This is a genomic window from Pontibacter aydingkolensis, from assembly GCF_019443125.1.
Lineage (GTDB): Bacteria > Bacteroidota > Bacteroidia > Cytophagales > Hymenobacteraceae > Pontibacter > Pontibacter aydingkolensis.
In genome coordinates this window covers 108795-127312 of record NZ_JAHYXK010000003.1, presented here as the reverse complement: position 1 = coordinate 127312, position 18518 = coordinate 108795, and the positions used below count along the sequence as shown (strand labels likewise).

Below are 18518 nucleotides of genomic sequence, written 5' to 3'. Positions count from 1 at the left end.
AACTGAAAATATACATGTGCGGATTAGCGGGAGTTTATGCCTTTACAGATACAGGTTACAAGTCACTTGATTTGTTGCCTGCTGCTTCTGCTTCAGTAGCGCACCGCGGCCCTGATGCCAAAGGCGCTTTCCGGCATGGGGCAGTTGGGCTGGTGCACGCCAGGCTCTCTATACTTGCCCCATCGGCAGCAGCCAATCAGCCCCTTGCCGATGCCACAGGCCGCTATACCATCATTTTTAACGGAGAGATATTTAACTACACAAAGCTGCGGGAAGAGCTGATTGGCAAAGGCTGCGTTTTTACAACAGACTCTGATACGGAAGTAGTGCTGCAACTGTACATAAGAGAAGGGCAGGAGTTTTTAAAGAAGTTAAGAGGCTTTTTTGTACTGGCTATTTATGATACCTACGACAGCAGCTTGTTTATTGCCCGCGACAGGTTCGGTGAAAAGCCGCTTTTATACTTTAAAGATATCGATAAGCTTTTGTTCGGGTCAGAACTGGGGGCTATGTTTGCTTTGGGCGTTCCACGTGAATTAGATTATACTTCGCTATACCAGTACCTGCAGCTTACCTATGTTCCGGCACCGGCAACTATGCTGGCAGGTGTTAAAAAGCTGTTGCCAGGACACTCACTTTACATTAAAAACGGCAAAGTAAAAATTAGCTCGTGGTATAAGTTGCCATACGATGCCAGAAAAGCATCTCAGAACCCATTATCCTACACCCAACAGCAGTCAAAACTAAAGAGTTTACTAGGTAAGGCTGTTACAGACAGGATGGTGGCAGATGTACCGGTTGGGGCATTCCTGAGTGGAGGCATAGATTCCTCTATCGTAACGGCGCTTGCTGCTGAGCAAACTCCAGGCCTGCAGACATTTTCTGTTGGTTTTCCGGAACACCCATATTTCGACGAAACAAAGTATGCCCGATTAGTTGCAGCTAAGTATAACACCTGTCATACGGAAGTAATGCTTACAGCCAACGACTTAGGTGACAGCCTGTTTGGGATGTTGGAAAGTATAAGCGAGCCTTTTGCAGATTCTTCTGCACTGGCAGTGTACGCGCTAAGCAAAGAAGTTAGCAAATCTTTAAAAGTGGTTTTGTCTGGTGATGGGGCTGATGAGCTGTTTGGAGGCTATAACAAGCATCTTGCTGAGTATAAGACTATAGCAGGAGGGCTAGAGGCAAAGACCGTTAGTCAGTTAGAGCCTCTCTGGAAACTTCTGCCTAAATCCAGAAACTCTTTTATCTCAAACAAGGTAAGACAGTTACAGCGTTTTGCTACAGGCTCCGGATTATCTCCGCAGGAGCGTTACTGGTATTGGGCTACATGGCAACATGAAACGGAGGCTTTGCAGTTTATAGCTCCCAGGCACCGCGCTATAGCAGCCAACAGATTATATACTGCACGCAAAAGTCGTTTGCTTGACTGCATTAACAACCACCACGACCTGAACAACGTATTGTGTGCCGACTGGCACCTGGTGCTGGCAAATGATATGCTGCCAAAGGTCGATTTAATGGGAATGGCCAATGGTTTAGAGATCCGAAGCCCTTACCTGGACCATCGGGTAGTGAAATATGCCTTTTCTTTGCCGGCTAAATCTAAGATAAATGGGGCTGGACAAAAGCGAATCCTGATTGATACGTTTAAGGATATACTGCCTGTTGAGCTTTTGACAAGACGCAAAAAGGGATTTGAGATACCCCTGCAGGATTTTCTGGCGACAAAGGGGCAAGATTTGGTGCAGGAGCTTTTATCAGATTACCTTATAAAAGCACAGGGTATATTTAGCTGTGAAGAAATAAGATTGCTGCGTAAAAGTATAGCCGATAAAAGAGGCGGCGGAACGCAGCAAACGAAATTATGGAGTTTGCTGGTATTTCAGTATTGGTGGCAAAAATACATGGCTTAGCGCTAAATGTATGGCAGATGAGTTTTAAACCATCAAATAATAAAAAAATAATATAGAAAGGTTAAATTTGTAATCTTAACGAAAACATTTACTTATGAGAATATCTGTAGTTGGTACTGGATATGTGGGCCTGGTAACGGGCACCTGTTTTGCTGAGGTGGGGATAGACGTTACCTGCATAGACATCGACACAAAGAAGATAGAGAACCTGAAAAAGGGGATTTTGCCTATATACGAGCCTGGCCTGGAGGAAATGGTAGCGCGCAACGCACAGAAAGAGCGCCTGACCTTCTCCAACGACCTTGCCTCCAGCATTCAGGGTTGCGGCTGCGAGGCTGCCTTCATCGCCGTTGGCACGCCTCCGGGCGAGGACGGCTCGGCGGACCTGAAGCACGTACTTGCCGTGGCCCGCGCCATTGGCCAGAACATGACCGACTACATGGTGGTGGTGACCAAGAGCACCGTGCCGGTGGGTACTGCGCAGAAGGTGCGCCAGGCCATTGAGGATGAGCTTGCCGCCCGCGGCGTAGACATTCCGTTTGACGTGGCCTCCAACCCTGAGTTTTTAAAGGAGGGCGCCGCCATTGAGGACTTTTTAAAACCTGACCGCATTGTGGTGGGCGTGGCCTCTGAGCGAGCCGAGCAGGTGATGAGCAAGCTCTACAAGCCTTTCCTGATGAACGGCCACCCGCTTATCTTCATGGACATCCCCTCTGCCGAGATGACCAAGTACGCGGCAAACGCCATGCTGGCCACCAAGATCTCGTTCATGAATGACATCGCCAACCTGTGCGAGATCATGGGCGCAGACGTGAACATGGTGCGCAAGGGTATCGGCTCGGACGCACGTATTGGCAACAAGTTCATCTACCCGGGCATCGGCTACGGCGGGTCCTGCTTCCCCAAGGACGTGAAGGCGCTGATCAAGACGGCCGAGGAGAACGGCTACCAGATGCAGGTGCTGAAATCTGTGGAGAACGTGAACGAGAACCAGAAGTCAGTGCTGTTCAACAAGATCATGGCCCACTTCAACGGCGACATCGCCGGCAAGACCTTCGGCATCTGGGGGCTATCCTTTAAACCAAAAACAGACGACATGCGCGAGGCACCATCACTGGTGATCATCGAGAAGCTGCTGGCCCAGGGCGCTAAGGTGCGCGCCTACGATCCGGTGGCCATGAAAGAAGCCCAGCACACGCTCGGCGACACGATCGAGTACGGCAAGGATGAGTACGAGGCCCTGATAGACGCCGACGCGCTGCTGCTGGTGACAGAGTGGCCTGAGTTCCGCTCCCCGAACTTCGCGGTGGTAAGCAAGCTGATGAAGGAGAAGGTGGTGTTCGACGGACGAAACATCTACGACGCCTCCGAAATGGCCGACAAGGGCTTCGCCTACTATGGCATCGGCGTTAAACAACTTGTACAGCAGGAAAAAGCAATCGTATAAATGGCAAATAAAAGAGTATTAATTACAGGCGGGGCCGGTTTTTTAGGTTCTCATTTGTGTGACAGGTTTATAAAAGAAGGCTATCATGTGATTGCCATGGATAACCTGATAACAGGTAACCTTGAAAACATTGAGCACCTGTTTAAACTAAAGGAATTTGAGTTTTACCACCACGATGTATCTAAGTTTGTGCACGTGCCGGGTAAGCTCGACTATATTTTGCACTTTGCATCGCCTGCCAGCCCGATAGATTACCTTAAAATTCCGATCCAGACGCTTAAAGTAGGGTCGTTGGGTACGCACAACCTGCTTGGCCTGGCTAAAGCAAAAGGTGCTCGCATGCTTATCGCGTCTACTTCGGAAGTATACGGAGACCCGCTGGTGCACCCGCAAACAGAGGATTACTGGGGCAACGTGAATCCTGTTGGTCCGCGCGGCTGCTACGATGAGGCCAAGCGCTTCCAGGAGGCCATGACAATGGCCTACCACATGCACCACGGCCTGGAGACGCGCATTGTGCGCATCTTCAACACCTACGGCCCTAGAATGCGACTGGATGATGGCCGTGTGCTGCCGGCATTCCTGAGTCAGGCATTAAGAGGTGAGCCGCTGAGCATTTTCGGAGACGGAAGCCAGACGCGTTCTTTCTGCTACGTAGACGACCTGGTAGAAGGAATCTACAGACTGCTGCTTAGCGATTACCATTTACCGGTAAACGTAGGTAACCCTTCTGAGATCACGATCAAGCAGTTTGCAGAGGAGATATGCAAGCTTACTGGCGTAGAGCTAAAAGTTGAGTACCAGCCCTTGCCAAAAGACGATCCGCAGATGCGCCAGCCAGACATCACTAAAGCAAAAGAGATACTAGGTTGGGAGCCACAGGTAGACCGAGCCGAGGGATTGAAAAGAACCCTGGAGTATTTCAAAGAGAAAATCCCTGCCATATCACCGCAGGAAGTATAAAAAGAAAGAGGCCGCATTTGTGTGGCCTCTTTTGTTATGGCTTAGTACTTAAAAGTATATCCCTGAGCCTTTCCCCGCTTTTGCCATCAAATTTATACATCCACTCTTCTGTAAACCTGACTTTGTTGGGCAGTTGCCGCTGGTGCAGCTTTTCAGGGTCAGGTAGTATAATATTAAGCTCTTCTAAAGTATGGATTGGATGAGCCACGCCGGCATCAACAAGAGGCTTTGATAAAAAGTACTTGCCTGCAGGGTGCTTTTCGTAGGTTATCACTGTGGTATGAGTATAAGCTGCAAAGGGCATTAAATAGGTGGAGTAAAAACCTAAAACTACAGGTATAACAGGTGCAAGTTGCCTGAGTTTTTCATCATCAATTACTATACATTGCCCTTGCCTCTCTAATTTATCCCATAAGCTTGTCTTTTGTTTCGGGTGAGGCTTAATATAGAGTTGATAACCTTGCTTTATGCATATCGCAGCAAGGCCTGCAGCAAATTCTTCTTTATACTTCTTGGTCCATTGCAGCAGGCCCTGTTCTGCCAGGGGCTGGTCTATTAAAAGTATACTTTTGGTTTGTGCCTCCGGTTTAAGTAAAGCCAGCTTATCAAAGTATGGGATACCGATTAGATTAACATTGCCTCCAAAGTATGGCGCTTCATGTGCTTCAAATGCTTCGAGTATTTTGGAGCTAAAGCCTATGTAATTATCTGCCAGCCGCTTTTCGGAGTGTATTTGCCTGAAGGTATCCAGGTAGTTGTGCTTGCTTCGGATTTCTATAAACTGATTAACAAACTGTTGGTCGTTAGGAGAGAGTTGTTTTATACTTTGGTTCAAAAACCGTCTGGATTTGATCCGTGGGATGAAATCGCGTGCAATCTGGTAGTAGCGGGTGGCCTGATTGCGTAAGGTGTTTTCTTGGCCTGGGCTTATTTGAGGATCAAAGCCAAACACATAGTCTGCACGTAAGCCATGTTCCAGCAGGTAAGTAGGCACTCCCGCCGATCTGCAGGCTAGGTTAAGCACAACATGATTATAAGATTCGATGTAAAGTAAAACAACTTTGTCAGGAGAGATAGCTTTGAGAAGTTGCTGTGCGCTTTTAAAATCTTTCCAGTAAATGGCTTTCCCGTAGGCTTTGTAAAGGCTGCTTTTTTCCTCGTTAGCAGAAGCGTAGAACAGGAAATAAAACTCACAATAACCTTTTGCAGCTTCCAGCAATCCTACATAGTCTTCTCTGCTGTAGTCACCCACAAATATTATTTTTGGCTTGCTTAGCATCTGCTGGTAAATAGATTAATAACTATCTTTAGTAAATTATTTCTGCCAGATCAATTTGAGAAAAGCTGCGGACCAAAAGCCAGGCGTTGTTTATGTTGTGCCTGCCATTGCACATGAAGGTATCTCTAAACAGGTGCTTTTACAAATTGACGCGCTCTTAAATAAGCAATACGATGTAAAGTTAATTGTTTTGACTGCAGTTGACAGGTCTGTACTAGCAACATTTGCTCCTAAGCTTTGTCCTGAACATGTGTTGGAGCTAAAGCAGCCTGATGCACACTTATCTGTTAGGTCGCTAAAATCATCGGTTTCTGTTGCCTTACAGATTAGGCGTTTTTTGAGAAGAGAGCACCCGCAAGTTGTTTTTGCACATGCGCCTTATGCCCATTTTATAATGCGGCTCACGATGCTTTTAAGCAGAGGGAAAATCTCAAGTATCAAACTATGGCAATATTTTCATATCACGCAGTATGCCGAGTATCCTCTCATCTCCTGGAGGCGGAAGCTTATCAATAACCTGAATAAATGGCTGGCTAATAGATTTGACTTTGGACATATTTTCGTGTCTGAGTCAGTTAAGGCAGATGTACAGGCGCATTTGATCAAGGCAAAAAATAGTAAGGTGGTCTATAATGCCATTTCACGGCCAAGTATAGAAACTGCACAAGCGAGTTATGCTACAAGTGTGTTTCGCATACTTTTGCCTGGAAGAGTTGAATCATCTAAAGGACAACTTTGGTTTATAGAGCCTTTAAAGGAGTTTATAAGGCAAGAGCAATTAAGCCCGGACCAGATGCAGATAGTTGTGGCCGGAGAAGGTAGCCAGTTGGTTAAGCTGCAGCAGGAGATAAAGCTTCAAAATTTACAGGCATTTGTTAAGGTGGTTGGCAAAATTCCGAACAGTGAGCTGATGCTTTACATGCAGCAAAGTAACCTGGTGGTAGTGCCGTCTTTCGTAGAAGGATTACCGCTGGTTATTCTGGAGGCACTGCAACAGAAGTCAATTGTTCTGGCATCTGATATAGCGCCAAACCGTGAAGTGATCAGTAGTAAAGAGATCGGTTATTTATTTAAAGCAGGTAATATCACTGATTGTGTAGACAAACTACAGTTTATTTATCAGCACAGAGAGCAGCAGTTGGTAGACAAAACGGCCATAGAAGAGCATCTTAATAGTAAATTCTCTTTTGAGAAGCATATACAGAACCTTATTGCTGTAGTTGAAAGCGCCTGACAATATGAAAAAGCTGCGGATCGTTTTTATTGGCTACTGGAGTATAAACGATGGACTAACCATTGCAACTATACTGCCGTGGTTAGGTGTAATGCAGGCATCTAATGCTGTTGAGGAAATTATACTTTGCACGATTGAGCGCGATAGCACGCAAGTTAAAAGTATAAATACTGTTGCCAGTTTGTCTAAAGTGGAACATCAGCCTTTATACCCACTTAAAAGCAAGTACCCACTTTTAACCAAAATAAGTGACTTTGTGCAGTTTCCGAGAGAGATATCTGAGGTTGCAGCTAAGTATAAAGCCACTACACTTTTTGCGCACGGTGCGCCGGCAGGTGCGTTAGCCTACAAAGTATGGAAGCAGGTAAAGCTTCCGTTTTACGTCAGTTCTTTTGAGCCGCACGCTAGTTATATGGCAGAGTCAGAGGTTTGGAGCCGTACAGGGTTAAAGTATAATTTCCAGAAGTATTGGGAAGCGCAGCAGCTTAAGTTTGCCTCCGGGCTTATACCTGTATCTGAAAATTACCGCAAGCATCTTATAAGTAAAGGCGTTGCAGGCAGCAAGATAAAGACGGTTTCCAGTCCTGTACAGGCTGAACACTTTGTTTTTGATGCAGGCCAAAGAGGAAGCATACGTGAAAAGCTAAACTGGCAAAATAACCTGATCGGGCTTTACACAGGCAAGTATGGCGGGTTATACTATCAAAATGAGGCTTTTGAGATTTATGCAACTTGCTTTAAAATGATCCCATCCTTCAGGCTTATCATACTTACACCCCATCCTAAGGACGAAATTTATACTTTGTTAAAGGCGCAAAATATAAATCTGGAGCATGTGCTGGTAAAGCAGGTGCCACACACAAAAGTGCCCCTATACTTGTCTGCCGCAGATTTTGCATTTGCCACTTATAAACCCGGACCTTCCAAAAAATATCTTTCTCCGGTTAAGATCGGCGAGTATTGGGCAAATGGCCTGCCTGTGCTACTAACCGAAGGCATCGGCGATGACAGCGATATAATTATGAATGAGGGAGGAGGCGCTTTATTTGATATGGAGCAGGAGGGAAGTCTACAGCAGGCAATCCGGCAGATACTGGAAATAATAAAAGATCCTCAGCACCGGCAAAAAATTCCAAAACTTGCTTTAAAGTACAGGTCACCTGACAAGTTGCGGGAGGCATTCGAATATTTTCTGGGTGAACCTGATCAGGAGGTGAAAGTATGAAAGTGCTTTTTGTAGTGCCTTACCCTATAGGCAAAGCAGCTTCACAGCGGTTCAGGGTAGAGCAGTTTTTCCCTGTTTTAGACGCGCAAAGTATAAAGTATAAAGTTGCTCCTTTCTGGGATGGTAAAACCTGGGCCATACTTTACAAAAATGGAAATACGCTACAGAAGGTAATCGGCACTATTAAAGGCTTTGCAAAAAGAAAAGCGCTGCTGCTGCAACTGCACAAGTATGATTATGTTTTTGTACATCGGGAAGCCACGCCAGTAGGGCCGCCCTGGTTTGAGTGGCTGGCGGCAAAAGTGTTTGGCAAAAAGCTGATCTTTGATTTTGATGATGCCATCTGGCTGGATAACACATCCGAGGAGAACAAGCAGGTAGCAAAGTATAAACAACATGGCAAAACAGCCAATATCTGCGCCTGGAGCTATAAAGTGAGTGCCGGCAACAGCTATCTGCAAAAGTATGCCATGCAGTTTAACAGCCAGGTAGAATACTTGCCCACAACCATAGACCTGGCAAAGTATAACCGATTAAAGAATCAGGATACGGAAAGGCTTGTGATCGGCTGGACTGGCTCGCACTCTACTTTGTCTTACTTAAAACTCATAGAGCCAGCGCTGCGGCAACTGGAGCAAAAGTATGATTTTAATTTTGTAGTGATTGCCGATAAGGCCCCTGACCTGAACCTGAAATCATTGAGATTCATACCTTGGAAACCTGAAACCGAGATAGAAGATCTGTTGCAGTTAAACATTGGCCTTATGCCATTACCTGATACAGAATGGGCTAAAGGCAAGTGTGCGTTTAAGGCACTGCAGTATATGGCGCTGGGTGTTCCGGTTGTGGTGTCGGGGGTGGGGGAAAACCAAAATGCAGTGCCTGATGGCAAAGCAGGATACACCTGTTATACAAACCAGGAATGGTTCGCAAGCTTGGAAAAACTGCTTTTAAATACTTCGTTACGAACGCAAATGGGAGAAGCTGGCCGCAAATGGATTTCAGAAAAGTATAGCCTGAGGGTGCATCAGCTAACATTCTTACAGCTGTTTACTTAGCTTTCTTAAGGGTTGTTTTACCTGCTTTCTTATTGTCTTTCAGGTACTTTTTAGCCTCTTTGTAGTTAGCCGATTTTTTGTCTTCAGACTGCTGCAGCACAACAGTATAGTAACGTTTGGCAGTTACCACGTCTTTTTGCTGATCTGCAATGCGGGCAAGATTTAGATAGGAGTTTATAAAGTAGCCGGACTCACGCTCATTGCTCATCTCAGCATACATAATAGCATCCTGGTAGTGCTTTTTCGCTTTCTCGAAATCGCGATACTTGTTCTGGTTAATATAAGCCAGGATATAAGAAGCATAGCGTCCGCTTACGGCTTCGTAACCTGGCATGTCCTGTGCAATCTTAGCTAATATGTCTTCTGAAATTCGTTCTGCCCTTGTAAAATGGCCCTGCACAAACAGCAGGCGTGCATAAAAACGCTGGAAATAGGCATTGTCAGGATATTTTAAAGCCAGGTCCTGTGAAACCTTCAAGGCTTCATTTAAATTACCCTCTTCATTAGAGTAGATCTTCATCAGAAACGTTTTGGACTCTGTACCGGTGTAAAAACCAGTATTGGCCACGTAACGCAGTTGTTTTAAGCCAAGGCGCTTATCTCCGTCCGGGAAGAAAGCCAGCACAGGGCGCAGCATAGTATAATTCTCATGTATCCAGACAGCATAGTAGTTAAATAGCGCCTCACCGAACAGGAACTCAGGACTAAGGCCATTACCAGCTTTCGCGCGCTCCATGTACTCCAGCGAACGCTTGCTGGCTACAGTGGCTTTGCGCCAGTTGCTACGCTCAGAGTGCAGGCGGGCCGTAAAACCATAAGCCGCAGCCATAAAAAAGGATGCCTCAAAATCTTTATTATCCTGGTCATACATCTTTTCTGCCTTTTGTATGGTAGAGTCCATGTAGGAAAAGAAAAGGTCGTCATACTTTAACGTCTGTATATTGGTTGGCACGATTTTCCACCACTGGCTCAGGCCCATTAAAAAGTATGGCAAAGGATGCTCAGGGTAGCGGCGGCGGATAGATTTAAACTGTTTTTCAGCCAGCGCATACTTAAAGTTGTACATATTGTCAACAGCACCCTCCAGTTCATACTGCACGTCTTTGTTCAGCAGCAACATGCCTTTTACCCTGGTAGCTTCCGGTATTACCTCAATAGATCCGATAGTAACATGGCGCATAGCCGTGGTGTCGGTAGGCGATTGTGCGAATGCAAGTAACGATGAACTAAGTGCGAAGACTGTAAGTACTAACTTCTTCATGTATTAAGTATGATTTTCTGTGCTGCTATACTTAGGCTCTTTAAGTATGTAGCCGTAGGTTCTAAAAGTACAACAATTATATTAAATTTGAATTCCATAAATGGAAATAACTTATGAAGCTCCTAGAACAACTCTGCCGGATACATGCTCCTTCAGGTAACGAAAAAAACCTTTCAGAATTTCTGCTCAACTATATAGAACAGCATAAAGTTCAATGGAAGGTACAGCCAACCGTAATATCTGGAGAAGGTTTTCAGGATTGTATTTTACTTATATTCGGTGAGCCCCGAACGGCTATTTTCGCACACATGGATTCTATTGGTTTTACAGTGCGTTATGGCACGCAGCTGGTAAAAATTGGCGGACCAAGTATAATGTCGGGCTACAAACTTGTAGGCGAAGATAGCAAAGGTAAGATTGAATGTACACTGGAAAGCAATGAAGAGGAAGGCGATCTGCATTACGATTTTCATCGGGAGATAGAGCGCGGCACAGAACTGGTTTTTAAATGTGATTTCCGGGAGACGGAAGAAACGGTACAGAGCTGCTATATGGATAACCGCCTTGGTGTATGGAGTGCCCTGAAAGTAGCTGAAACTTTAGAAAATGGAATAATTGCCTTTAGCTGCTGGGAAGAGCACGGCGGTGGATCTGTGGCTTACCTGGCAAAGTATATTTATGAGAACTATGGCGTAAAGCAGGCTATTGTTTCGGATATAACCTGGGTTACAGAAGGAGTGCAGCCCGGCGACGGTGTGGTAATTTCGATGCGCGATAGCCTGATACCAAGACGTTCTTATGTGCAGAAGATTATAAGCATAGCCAAAGAGTCCGGTGTGGCTTACCAGTTAGAGGTGGAGGGAGCAGGTGGCAGCGATGCCAAAGAGCTGCAGCACAGCGCCTACCCTTGGGACTGGTGCTTTATTGGCGCCCCAGAGGATAATGTGCATACACCTGATGAGATCGTGCATAAAAAAGACATTGAAAGTATGGTGGCACTCTATGAGGTGCTGATGCAGAAACTGTAGTTTATACTAATGATTTGAAATGATTTATAAAGGCCGGTTCTGATTAAGAATCGGCCTTTTTTATGTACATAAGGTGCTCTAAAGGTACTAAGGGCTTGCCCATCATTTAAATTGTTGGCGTATTGCGGTGTGTCAGGCTATTGGCAATGGCGCAAAAGGCCCTTCAATATTTGGAAATGTCTATACAAACTACTTTCTTTAATAGTTATATACCTATATTCTCTAACCTTAAACAATTTAAATGGAACCTATTCTTTACGCAATTCCTGCATTGGGACTGGCAGCCTTACTCTATACCTGGATAAGGTCTGCGTGGGTTGTTAAACAGCCTGCTGGCAACGAGCGCATGAGCAGTATTGCACGCCACATCGCCGATGGCGCCATGGCCTTTTTAAAAGCAGAGTATAAAGTGCTCACTTATTTTGTGATCATCGCTTCTGTGTTCCTGTTCTACCTAGGTTATACAGGCGAAAACTCACACTGGACAATCGTAATCGCATTTGTTATTGGTGCTGTTTTCTCGGCTATAGCTGGCTTTATAGGTATGCGCATTGCTACCAAAGCCAACGTGCGTACTTCCGAGGCTGCCCGCACCAGCCTCTCTAAAGCGCTGGACGTATCTTTTGCAGGAGGTACTGTAATGGGTATGGGTGTGGCTGGTCTGGCTGTGCTGGGCTTAGGCTCGCTGTTTATTGTGCTGTATTATTCTTTTGTGTATAGCACAGGTGGCAACGTAAACGGCCATGAAATGGAAGTGGCCCTGGAGGTACTTACCGGTTTCTCGCTTGGTGCTGAAAGTATAGCCCTGTTTGCACGTGTGGGTGGTGGTATTTATACCAAAGCTGCCGACGTTGGTGCCGACCTTGTAGGTAAGGTAGAGGCCGGTATTCCGGAAGATGACCCGCGTAACCCTGCCACTATTGCCGATAACGTAGGCGATAACGTAGGCGACGTGGCTGGTATGGGCGCCGACCTTTTCGGTTCTTATGTGGCTACTATATTGGCAACGATGGTGCTAGGCCGCGAGGTAGTAGCATCAGATAACTTTGGCGGACTTTCCCCGATCATACTTCCGATGCTGATTGCCGGGCTTGGTATTGTTTTCTCGTTGATAGGTATGCTGTTTGTGCGTGTAAAAGAAGGTGGCGATGTACAGGCTGCGCTTAACCGTGGCAACTGGATATCGGTTATACTTACAGCAGTGGTGTCATACTTTGTGATACAATGGCTGCTACCTGAAAACCTGATGCTGAGAAACTTTGAGTTTACGAACAACGGCGTGTTTATGGCAGTTATCGTAGGCCTGGTAGTAGGTACTTTAATGAGTATCATAACAGAGTACTATACAGCCATGGGCAAAGGCCCTGTTAACTCTATTGTGCAGCAGTCTTCTACTGGCCATGCGACCAATATTATTGCAGGTTTAGCGGTAGGTATGCACTCTACGGTAATGCCGATCATTGTGCTTGCAGCTGGTATCGTACTTGCCTATGCCGCAGCCGGCCTTTACGGTGTGGCTATTGCTGCCGCAGGTATGATGGCTACTACAGCTATGCAGCTTGCAATTGATGCCTTCGGACCTATTGCCGATAATGCAGGTGGTATTGCCGAGATGAGTGAACTACCTAAAGAAGTGCGTGAGCGTACCGATATACTTGATGCCGTAGGTAACACAACGGCTGCCACCGGTAAAGGATTTGCCATTGCTTCTGCTGCTTTAACATCTCTTGCCTTATTTGCCGCCTTCGTGGGTATAGCTGGTATTTCAAGTATAGATCTTTATAAAGCGCCTGTACTGGCCGGTTTATTTATTGGTGCCATGATCCCGTTTATCTTCTCTGCGCTTGCCATTGCGGCGGTAGGCAGAGCGGCTATGGCCATGGTGCACGAAGTACGCCGCCAGTTCCGTGAGATTCCGGGTATTATGGAGGGCACAGGCCAACCAGAGTATGAAAAGTGCGTGGCTATCTCTACTAAAGCCGCTATCCGCGAAATGATGCTGCCGGGTGCTATTGCCCTTATTGTTCCGCTTATTATTGGTTTCGGTTTTAAGGGTGTGTTTCCGGATACTTCTTCAGCTGAGATACTGGGTGGCTTGCTGGCCGGTGTAACTGTTTCGGGTGTATTAATGGCCATGTTCCAGTCAAACGCCGGCGGCGCCTGGGATAATGCTAAAAAGTCTTTCGAGAAAGGGGTGATGATCAACGGGGTGATGGAGTATAAAGGCTCTGAGCCGCACAAGGCATCGGTAACCGGAGATACCGTAGGCGATCCTTTCAAAGATACATCTGGCCCAAGTATGAACATCCTGATCAAATTAATGTCTATCGTGTCGCTGGTAATTGCGCCGCATATTGCCCTTGACCGGGAACCGGCCATACCAGAGGCACCAATCGACCTGGACCAAATTAACATGAACGAACAGATGCTTACCCCGGAAACCGGAAAAGCTGAGCTTGACTCTGAGAATACGGTGGTTCTGGGCCACATTGCACTCAAATAGTAAAATTTAAAAATTAAATATTGTATAAGCCCAGCCTTCGTGTTGGGCTTATTTTTTACATACTTACTCCGATCAAGAGGTCTGGCATAGGCCAAGTGCACGGTTAGTCCTTACTTTTTCTAATATGACCTTAGTCGGTTTATAGCAATTGTCCGTAGTCATAATTTCTTTTGTCCGAGTACTTACTTACCTTTGTCTAGGCACAACCCACAAACCGCATGGATCCGAGAAATATACAGCTGCACGATTGTGAATTCAGACCTTATATCAGCGAGGAAGAAATTATTGCCCGTATTACCATGCTGGCAGAACAGCTTGGGCAGGATTACGCCCACAAAAAGCCACTTTTTCTGGCTGTACTTAATGGCTCGTTCATGTTTGCGGCAGATCTGTTAAAGCGTGTAAGTATACCATGTGAGATTTCCTTTATCCGCCTTTCTTCTTACCAGGACATGTCCAGCACAGGCAACGTGAAAGAGGTTTTAGGGCTTACAGAAGATATTCATAGCAGGCATGTTGTGGTGTTGGAGGATATTGTGGATACAGGCCATACAGTGCATGCGCTACTGCAGCAGCTCAAAACGCATAGTCCTGCCTCTGTGGAGGTAGCAACTTTGCTCATGAAGCCAGAGTGCCTGCAGCATCCTTTGGATGTAAAGTATGTTGCCCAGACTATTCCAAATGACTTTGTAGTTGGCTATGGTCTGGACTATAACGGCCTTGGCCGGAATCTGAGAGATATTTATAAAATCGTGTCGTAACCCTTTTCGGGGCGAATTGCGTTAGCAGGCCTTTAGTATGAATGGCTTTGCCAGCATCAAAAATAGACTTACAACATTTTTATACTTACATTTGCCTTTTATTTAGCTATAAGATATGCTTAACATCGTATTGTTTGGTCCTCCAGGAGCCGGAAAAGGTACCCAGAGTCAGAAACTGATAGATAAATACAACCTGATACACCTTTCTACAGGCGATTTGCTTCGCTCTGAGATAGCCGCTGGCACCGCCCTTGGCCTGGAAGCTAAAAAGCTAATGGATAATGGTCTGCTTGTTCCCGATGAAGTCGTGATTGGTATGATCGAGAACAAGGTGAAAGAGAATCCTCATGCTGCCGGCTTTATTTTCGATGGCTTTCCGCGCACTGTTCCGCAGGCGCAGGGGCTGGACAAACTACTGCAGGACAATGGCACCGAGATATCGTGCATGATCGCCCTGAAAGTGGACGATGAAGAGCTGACCAAACGATTACTGCTTCGTGGCCAGACTTCAGGTCGCCCCGACGATCAGAACGAAGAACTGATTCGTAAGCGTGTAGAGGAGTATAACACCAAAACCCGCCCGGTGGCAGACTATTATGCCGGTCAGGGTAAATTCTGTGCCGTAGAAGGTATCGGAGAAATTGAAGATATTTTTCAGGCCCTGTGCAAGCAGATTGACAGCCTGAAAGAAAAACAGGAAGAAAAGAAATAAGCATACTTACGCTTACCCAATTTGGCTCAAAGCAACTTTATAGATTACGTTAAGATCTGCTCACGATCTGGACACGGCGGTGGCGGCTCAGCCCACCTCCACCGTGACAAGCAAACGGCAAAAGGTGGCCCCGATGGGGGCGACGGGGGCCGTGGCGGGCATGTCATACTTCGTGGAAACTCACAGCTCTGGACACTGCTGCACCTGCAGTATCGCAAGCACATTATTGCGGAAAACGGCCAGAACGGAGGACCAAGCCACTCATCGGGTGCGCAGGGCCACGACGAAGTGCTGGAGGTACCACTAGGTACCATTGCCAGAAACGCTGAAACCGGCGAACTGATGTGCGAGATCACAGAAGATGGCCAGGAAATTATACTTACCCCAGGTGGTCGCGGCGGTCAGGGAAATGCACACTATAAATCTGCTACTAACCAGACACCGCGTTATGCCCAGCCAGGCGAACCAGGTATAGAAGAGTGGGTAATTCTGGAGCTAAAACTGTTAGCCGATGTTGGTCTTGTGGGTTTCCCGAATGCGGGTAAATCTACGTTATTGTCAGTTGTATCGGCAGCTAAGCCTAAAATTGCCAATTACGCTTTTACTACTCTAGAGCCTAACCTGGGGGTAGTAGCCTACCGCGATTACAGGTCCTTTGTGATGGCCGATATTCCAGGTATCATAGAAGGAGCATCTGAAGGCAGAGGTCTTGGACTGCGCTTTCTGCGGCACATCGAACGGAACTCCATGCTGCTGTTTATGGTTTCCTGTGATAGCGCCGATATTGCGGAAGAGTATAAAATACTGCTAAACGAGCTAGAGACATACAATCCGGAGTTGCTGGATAAAAAACGCATACTTGCTATTACCAAATCCGACATGCTGGACGAGGAACTGGAAGAAGAAATGCGAAAAACGCTGCCAGAAGGCTTGCCAACAGTATTTATCTCAAGTATAACCGGTAAAAATATTACTCAATTGAAAGATTTGATCTGGAACGCGCTTAACAGCTAAGCAAAGCCCGGATTACTTAATATCACAGATCGGTAGGGGCTGAAAAGCTTGCTACCGATTTTTTTTAAATGAGAGAATTAGTGATTGACTTTTCCCCTCTTGTCATCCTGTAAGTGGCACATCCCGAACTGGTTTCGGGAGATCTTGGTGGAAGGGAGGTTAAGCCATAACTACGAAGAATAGCTTAAGTGAATCATTATTCACACATTCACTCAACCACTCATTCACAATTAAACAATGCCATCTTGGCACAAACAGCGGTTTGGCAAGTTAATTGAAAAGACAAAACGGACTTAACAACCTAAACTTTTAAGGCATTATGTCAGAGAAAGACACTAAGAAAGCACAGGAGAACGAGGAACTGCAGGATCAGCCTGTCAATGCGGAAGCAAACGAACAGGAGGAGGAGCAGACCCAGGATGAAACTGCTGAGACTACGCAGGAAGATAATACAGCCATTGAGCTGGCTGAAATGAAAGATAAATTTGTGCGCCTGATGGCTGAGTTTGAGAATTTCAGACGCAGAACGGCGAAAGAGCGCCAGGAACTGCTAAAAACAGCCTCGCAGGATGTAATGGTAGAGTTGTTGCCTGTACTGGACGACATGGAGCGTGCCCGCCAGTCTATGGAGTCTACCAAAGATGTAGATGCTATGCTGCAAGGTTTGGAGCTGGTGTTCCATAAACTAAAGCATGTAACGCAGCAAAAAGGCTTGAAGCCGATGATGCTACAGGCAGGTGACGATTTTGATCCAGACATGCACGAGGCAGTTACGCAGATTCCTGCCCCGTCAGAAGAGCTTAAAGGCAAAATAGTAGATGTTATAGAGAAGGGTTATACTTTGAATGATAAGGTAATCCGTTTCGCAAAAGTTATAATTGGAGCGTAAGCAATGGCTAAGAGAGATTATTACGAGGTTTTAGGTGTAAGCAAGAGTGCAAGCCAGGAGGAGATTAAGAAGGCTTACCGTAAACTGGCCATCAAATATCATCCGGATAAAAACCCAGACGACCATACTGCTGAGGAAAAGTTTAAGGAGGCTGCAGAGGCCTACGAAGTACTGAGTGATCAGCAAAAACGCCAGCGTTACGACCAGTTCGGCCACCAGGGCATGAACGGTGGCTTTGGCGGTGGTGGCATGAACATGGAAGATATTTTCTCTCAGTTCGGCGATATTTTTGGCGGTGGCGGCAGCCCGTTCGAAAGCTTCTTTGGAGGCGGCCGTTCTGGCGGCGGACGCCGTGCCCGTAAAGGATCTAACCTGCGCATCAAGCTTAAACTTAACCTGGAAGAGGTAGCCAACGGTGTTGAGAAAAAGATAAAGGTTAAACGTTATGTAGCCTGCGGCACCTGTGGCGGCAACGGTGCCAAAAACGGTACTGATATGCAAACCTGCGGTCAGTGCCAGGGTTCAGGCCAGGTGCGAAAGGTAGTAAATACTATGTTGGGCCAGATGGTTTCTACGGCAACATGCCCAACCTGTAACGGCGAAGGCCGCATCGTAACGCACAACTGCGAAGTATGCCATGGCAGCGGCAGAGAGCTTCAGGAAGAAGTGATCAGCATTAACGTACCGGCTGGCGTAATGGATGGCATGCAGCTGTCTATGAACGGCAAAGGCAACGTGCCGGAGCGTGGCGGTATACCAGGCGACCTGCTTATCCAGATAGAGGAGGAGCCGCATCCAACATTGAAGCGCGACGGGAACAACGTAATCTTCGATCAGTACATCAGTTTTGTAGATGCTGCCCTAGGTGCCGAGATCGAAGTACCAACCATTACCGGTAAAGTTAAGATCAGTATTAAACCAGGCACGCAGAGCGGAGAGATTTTCAGGCTTCGTGGCAAAGGTGTAAAAGACATAAATGGCTATGGCACAGGAGACCAACTGATACACATAAATGTATGGACGCCGAAGTCGTTGAACAGTGAAGAGCGCGCTGCGCTTGAAGGCCTGCGCGATTCCAGAAACTTTGCGCCGCATCCGGGTAAAAACGAAAAAGGCTTCTTCGAGAAAGTAAAAGACTACTTTCAGTAACAGAGGCTGATAAGAACGCATCAGGGCCGCTTTTCCACGTGAAAGGCGGCCCTTTTGTTTTATACTTATTCATCTT

Annotated in this window: 15 protein-coding genes; 13 read left to right on the top strand and 2 right to left on the bottom strand. The window is 46.5% G+C overall.

From position 1 onward, the window contains the following. The first annotated feature begins 14 nt into the window (after positions 1–14). The 3 genes from asnB to K0O23_RS05080 all read left to right on the top strand — a co-directional run bounded on the left by asnB (position 15) and on the right by K0O23_RS05080 (position 4329). A complete protein-coding gene (gene asnB, locus K0O23_RS05090; protein WP_219876317.1) occupies positions 15–1919 on the top strand; it encodes an asparagine synthase (glutamine-hydrolyzing) in 1905 nt (634 codons plus the stop codon). Between the two features lie 94 nt (positions 1920–2013). Beyond that, entirely contained in the window at positions 2014–3366 is a 1353-nt protein-coding gene (locus K0O23_RS05085; protein WP_219876316.1) for a UDP-glucose dehydrogenase family protein, read from the top strand. Beyond that, entirely contained in the window at positions 3367–4329 is a 963-nt protein-coding gene (locus K0O23_RS05080; protein WP_219876315.1) for a UDP-glucuronic acid decarboxylase family protein, read from the top strand. Between the two features lie 34 nt (positions 4330–4363). On the opposite strand, the gene K0O23_RS05075 is transcribed toward K0O23_RS05080, so the two are convergent. Then, positions 4364–5608: an alpha-2,8-polysialyltransferase family protein gene (locus tag K0O23_RS05075; protein ID WP_219876314.1), complete on the bottom strand. Its 1245-nt coding sequence runs from the start codon at positions 5606–5608 to the stop codon at positions 4364–4366. Positions 5609–5663: 55 nt separating this feature from the next. On the opposite strand from K0O23_RS05075, the gene K0O23_RS05070 reads away from it, so the two are divergent. Genes K0O23_RS05070 through K0O23_RS05060 form a run of 3 tightly spaced genes read left to right on the top strand, consistent with a single transcriptional unit; the run spans position 5664 to position 9125 of the window. After that, a complete protein-coding gene (locus K0O23_RS05070; protein WP_219876313.1) occupies positions 5664–6842 on the top strand; it encodes a glycosyltransferase family 4 protein in 1179 nt (392 codons plus the stop codon). Positions 6843–6846: 4 nt separating this feature from the next. Then, positions 6847–8067, top strand: coding sequence for a glycosyltransferase family protein (locus tag K0O23_RS05065; RefSeq protein WP_219876312.1), 1221 nt, complete (start codon positions 6847–6849; stop codon positions 8065–8067). Further along, the gene (locus tag K0O23_RS05060) at positions 8064–9125 is read left to right on the top strand and encodes a glycosyltransferase (protein WP_219876311.1); all 1062 of its coding nucleotides are present in this window, start codon (positions 8064–8066) and stop codon (positions 9123–9125) included. The genes K0O23_RS05065 and K0O23_RS05060 overlap by 4 nt, the downstream gene beginning before the upstream one ends. Here the strand turns inward: K0O23_RS05060 and K0O23_RS05055 are convergent. Beyond that, positions 9118–10386 carry a tetratricopeptide repeat protein gene (locus K0O23_RS05055; protein WP_219876310.1) on the bottom strand — a complete coding sequence of 423 codons (1269 nt, stop codon included), beginning with the start codon at positions 10384–10386 and terminating at the stop codon, positions 9118–9120. The two genes, K0O23_RS05060 and K0O23_RS05055, sit on opposite strands and share 8 nt — an antisense overlap. Positions 10387–10499: 113 nt before the next feature. Between K0O23_RS05055 and K0O23_RS05050 the strand changes: the two genes are divergently transcribed. From K0O23_RS05050 to dnaJ, 7 genes are all read left to right on the top strand, one after another. After that, positions 10500–11414, top strand: coding sequence for a M20/M25/M40 family metallo-hydrolase (locus K0O23_RS05050; protein ID WP_219876309.1), 915 nt, complete (start codon positions 10500–10502; stop codon positions 11412–11414). A 241-nt stretch (positions 11415–11655) separates the two neighbouring features. Further along, positions 11656–13917: a sodium-translocating pyrophosphatase gene (locus K0O23_RS05045; RefSeq protein WP_219876308.1), complete on the top strand. Its 2262-nt coding sequence runs from the start codon at positions 11656–11658 to the stop codon at positions 13915–13917. 218 nt (positions 13918–14135) lie between these two features. Continuing rightward, positions 14136–14678, top strand: coding sequence for a hypoxanthine phosphoribosyltransferase (hpt, locus tag K0O23_RS05040; RefSeq protein ID WP_219876307.1), 543 nt, complete (start codon positions 14136–14138; stop codon positions 14676–14678). A 115-nt stretch (positions 14679–14793) separates the two neighbouring features. Next, positions 14794–15390, top strand: coding sequence for an adenylate kinase (locus tag K0O23_RS05035; RefSeq protein ID WP_219876306.1), 597 nt, complete (start codon positions 14794–14796; stop codon positions 15388–15390). Between the two features lie 21 nt (positions 15391–15411). Next, the gene (gene obgE, locus K0O23_RS05030) at positions 15412–16404 is read left to right on the top strand and encodes a GTPase ObgE (protein WP_219876305.1); all 993 of its coding nucleotides are present in this window, start codon (positions 15412–15414) and stop codon (positions 16402–16404) included. Positions 16405–16723: 319 nt separating this feature from the next. Then, on the top strand, positions 16724–17293 hold the full coding sequence (locus K0O23_RS05025) for a nucleotide exchange factor GrpE (RefSeq protein WP_219876304.1): 570 nt from the start codon (positions 16724–16726) through the stop codon (positions 17291–17293). A 3-nt stretch (positions 17294–17296) separates the two neighbouring features. Continuing rightward, positions 17297–18442, top strand: coding sequence for a molecular chaperone DnaJ (gene dnaJ, locus K0O23_RS05020; RefSeq protein ID WP_219876303.1), 1146 nt, complete (start codon positions 17297–17299; stop codon positions 18440–18442). Positions 18443–18518 lie beyond the last annotated feature (76 nt).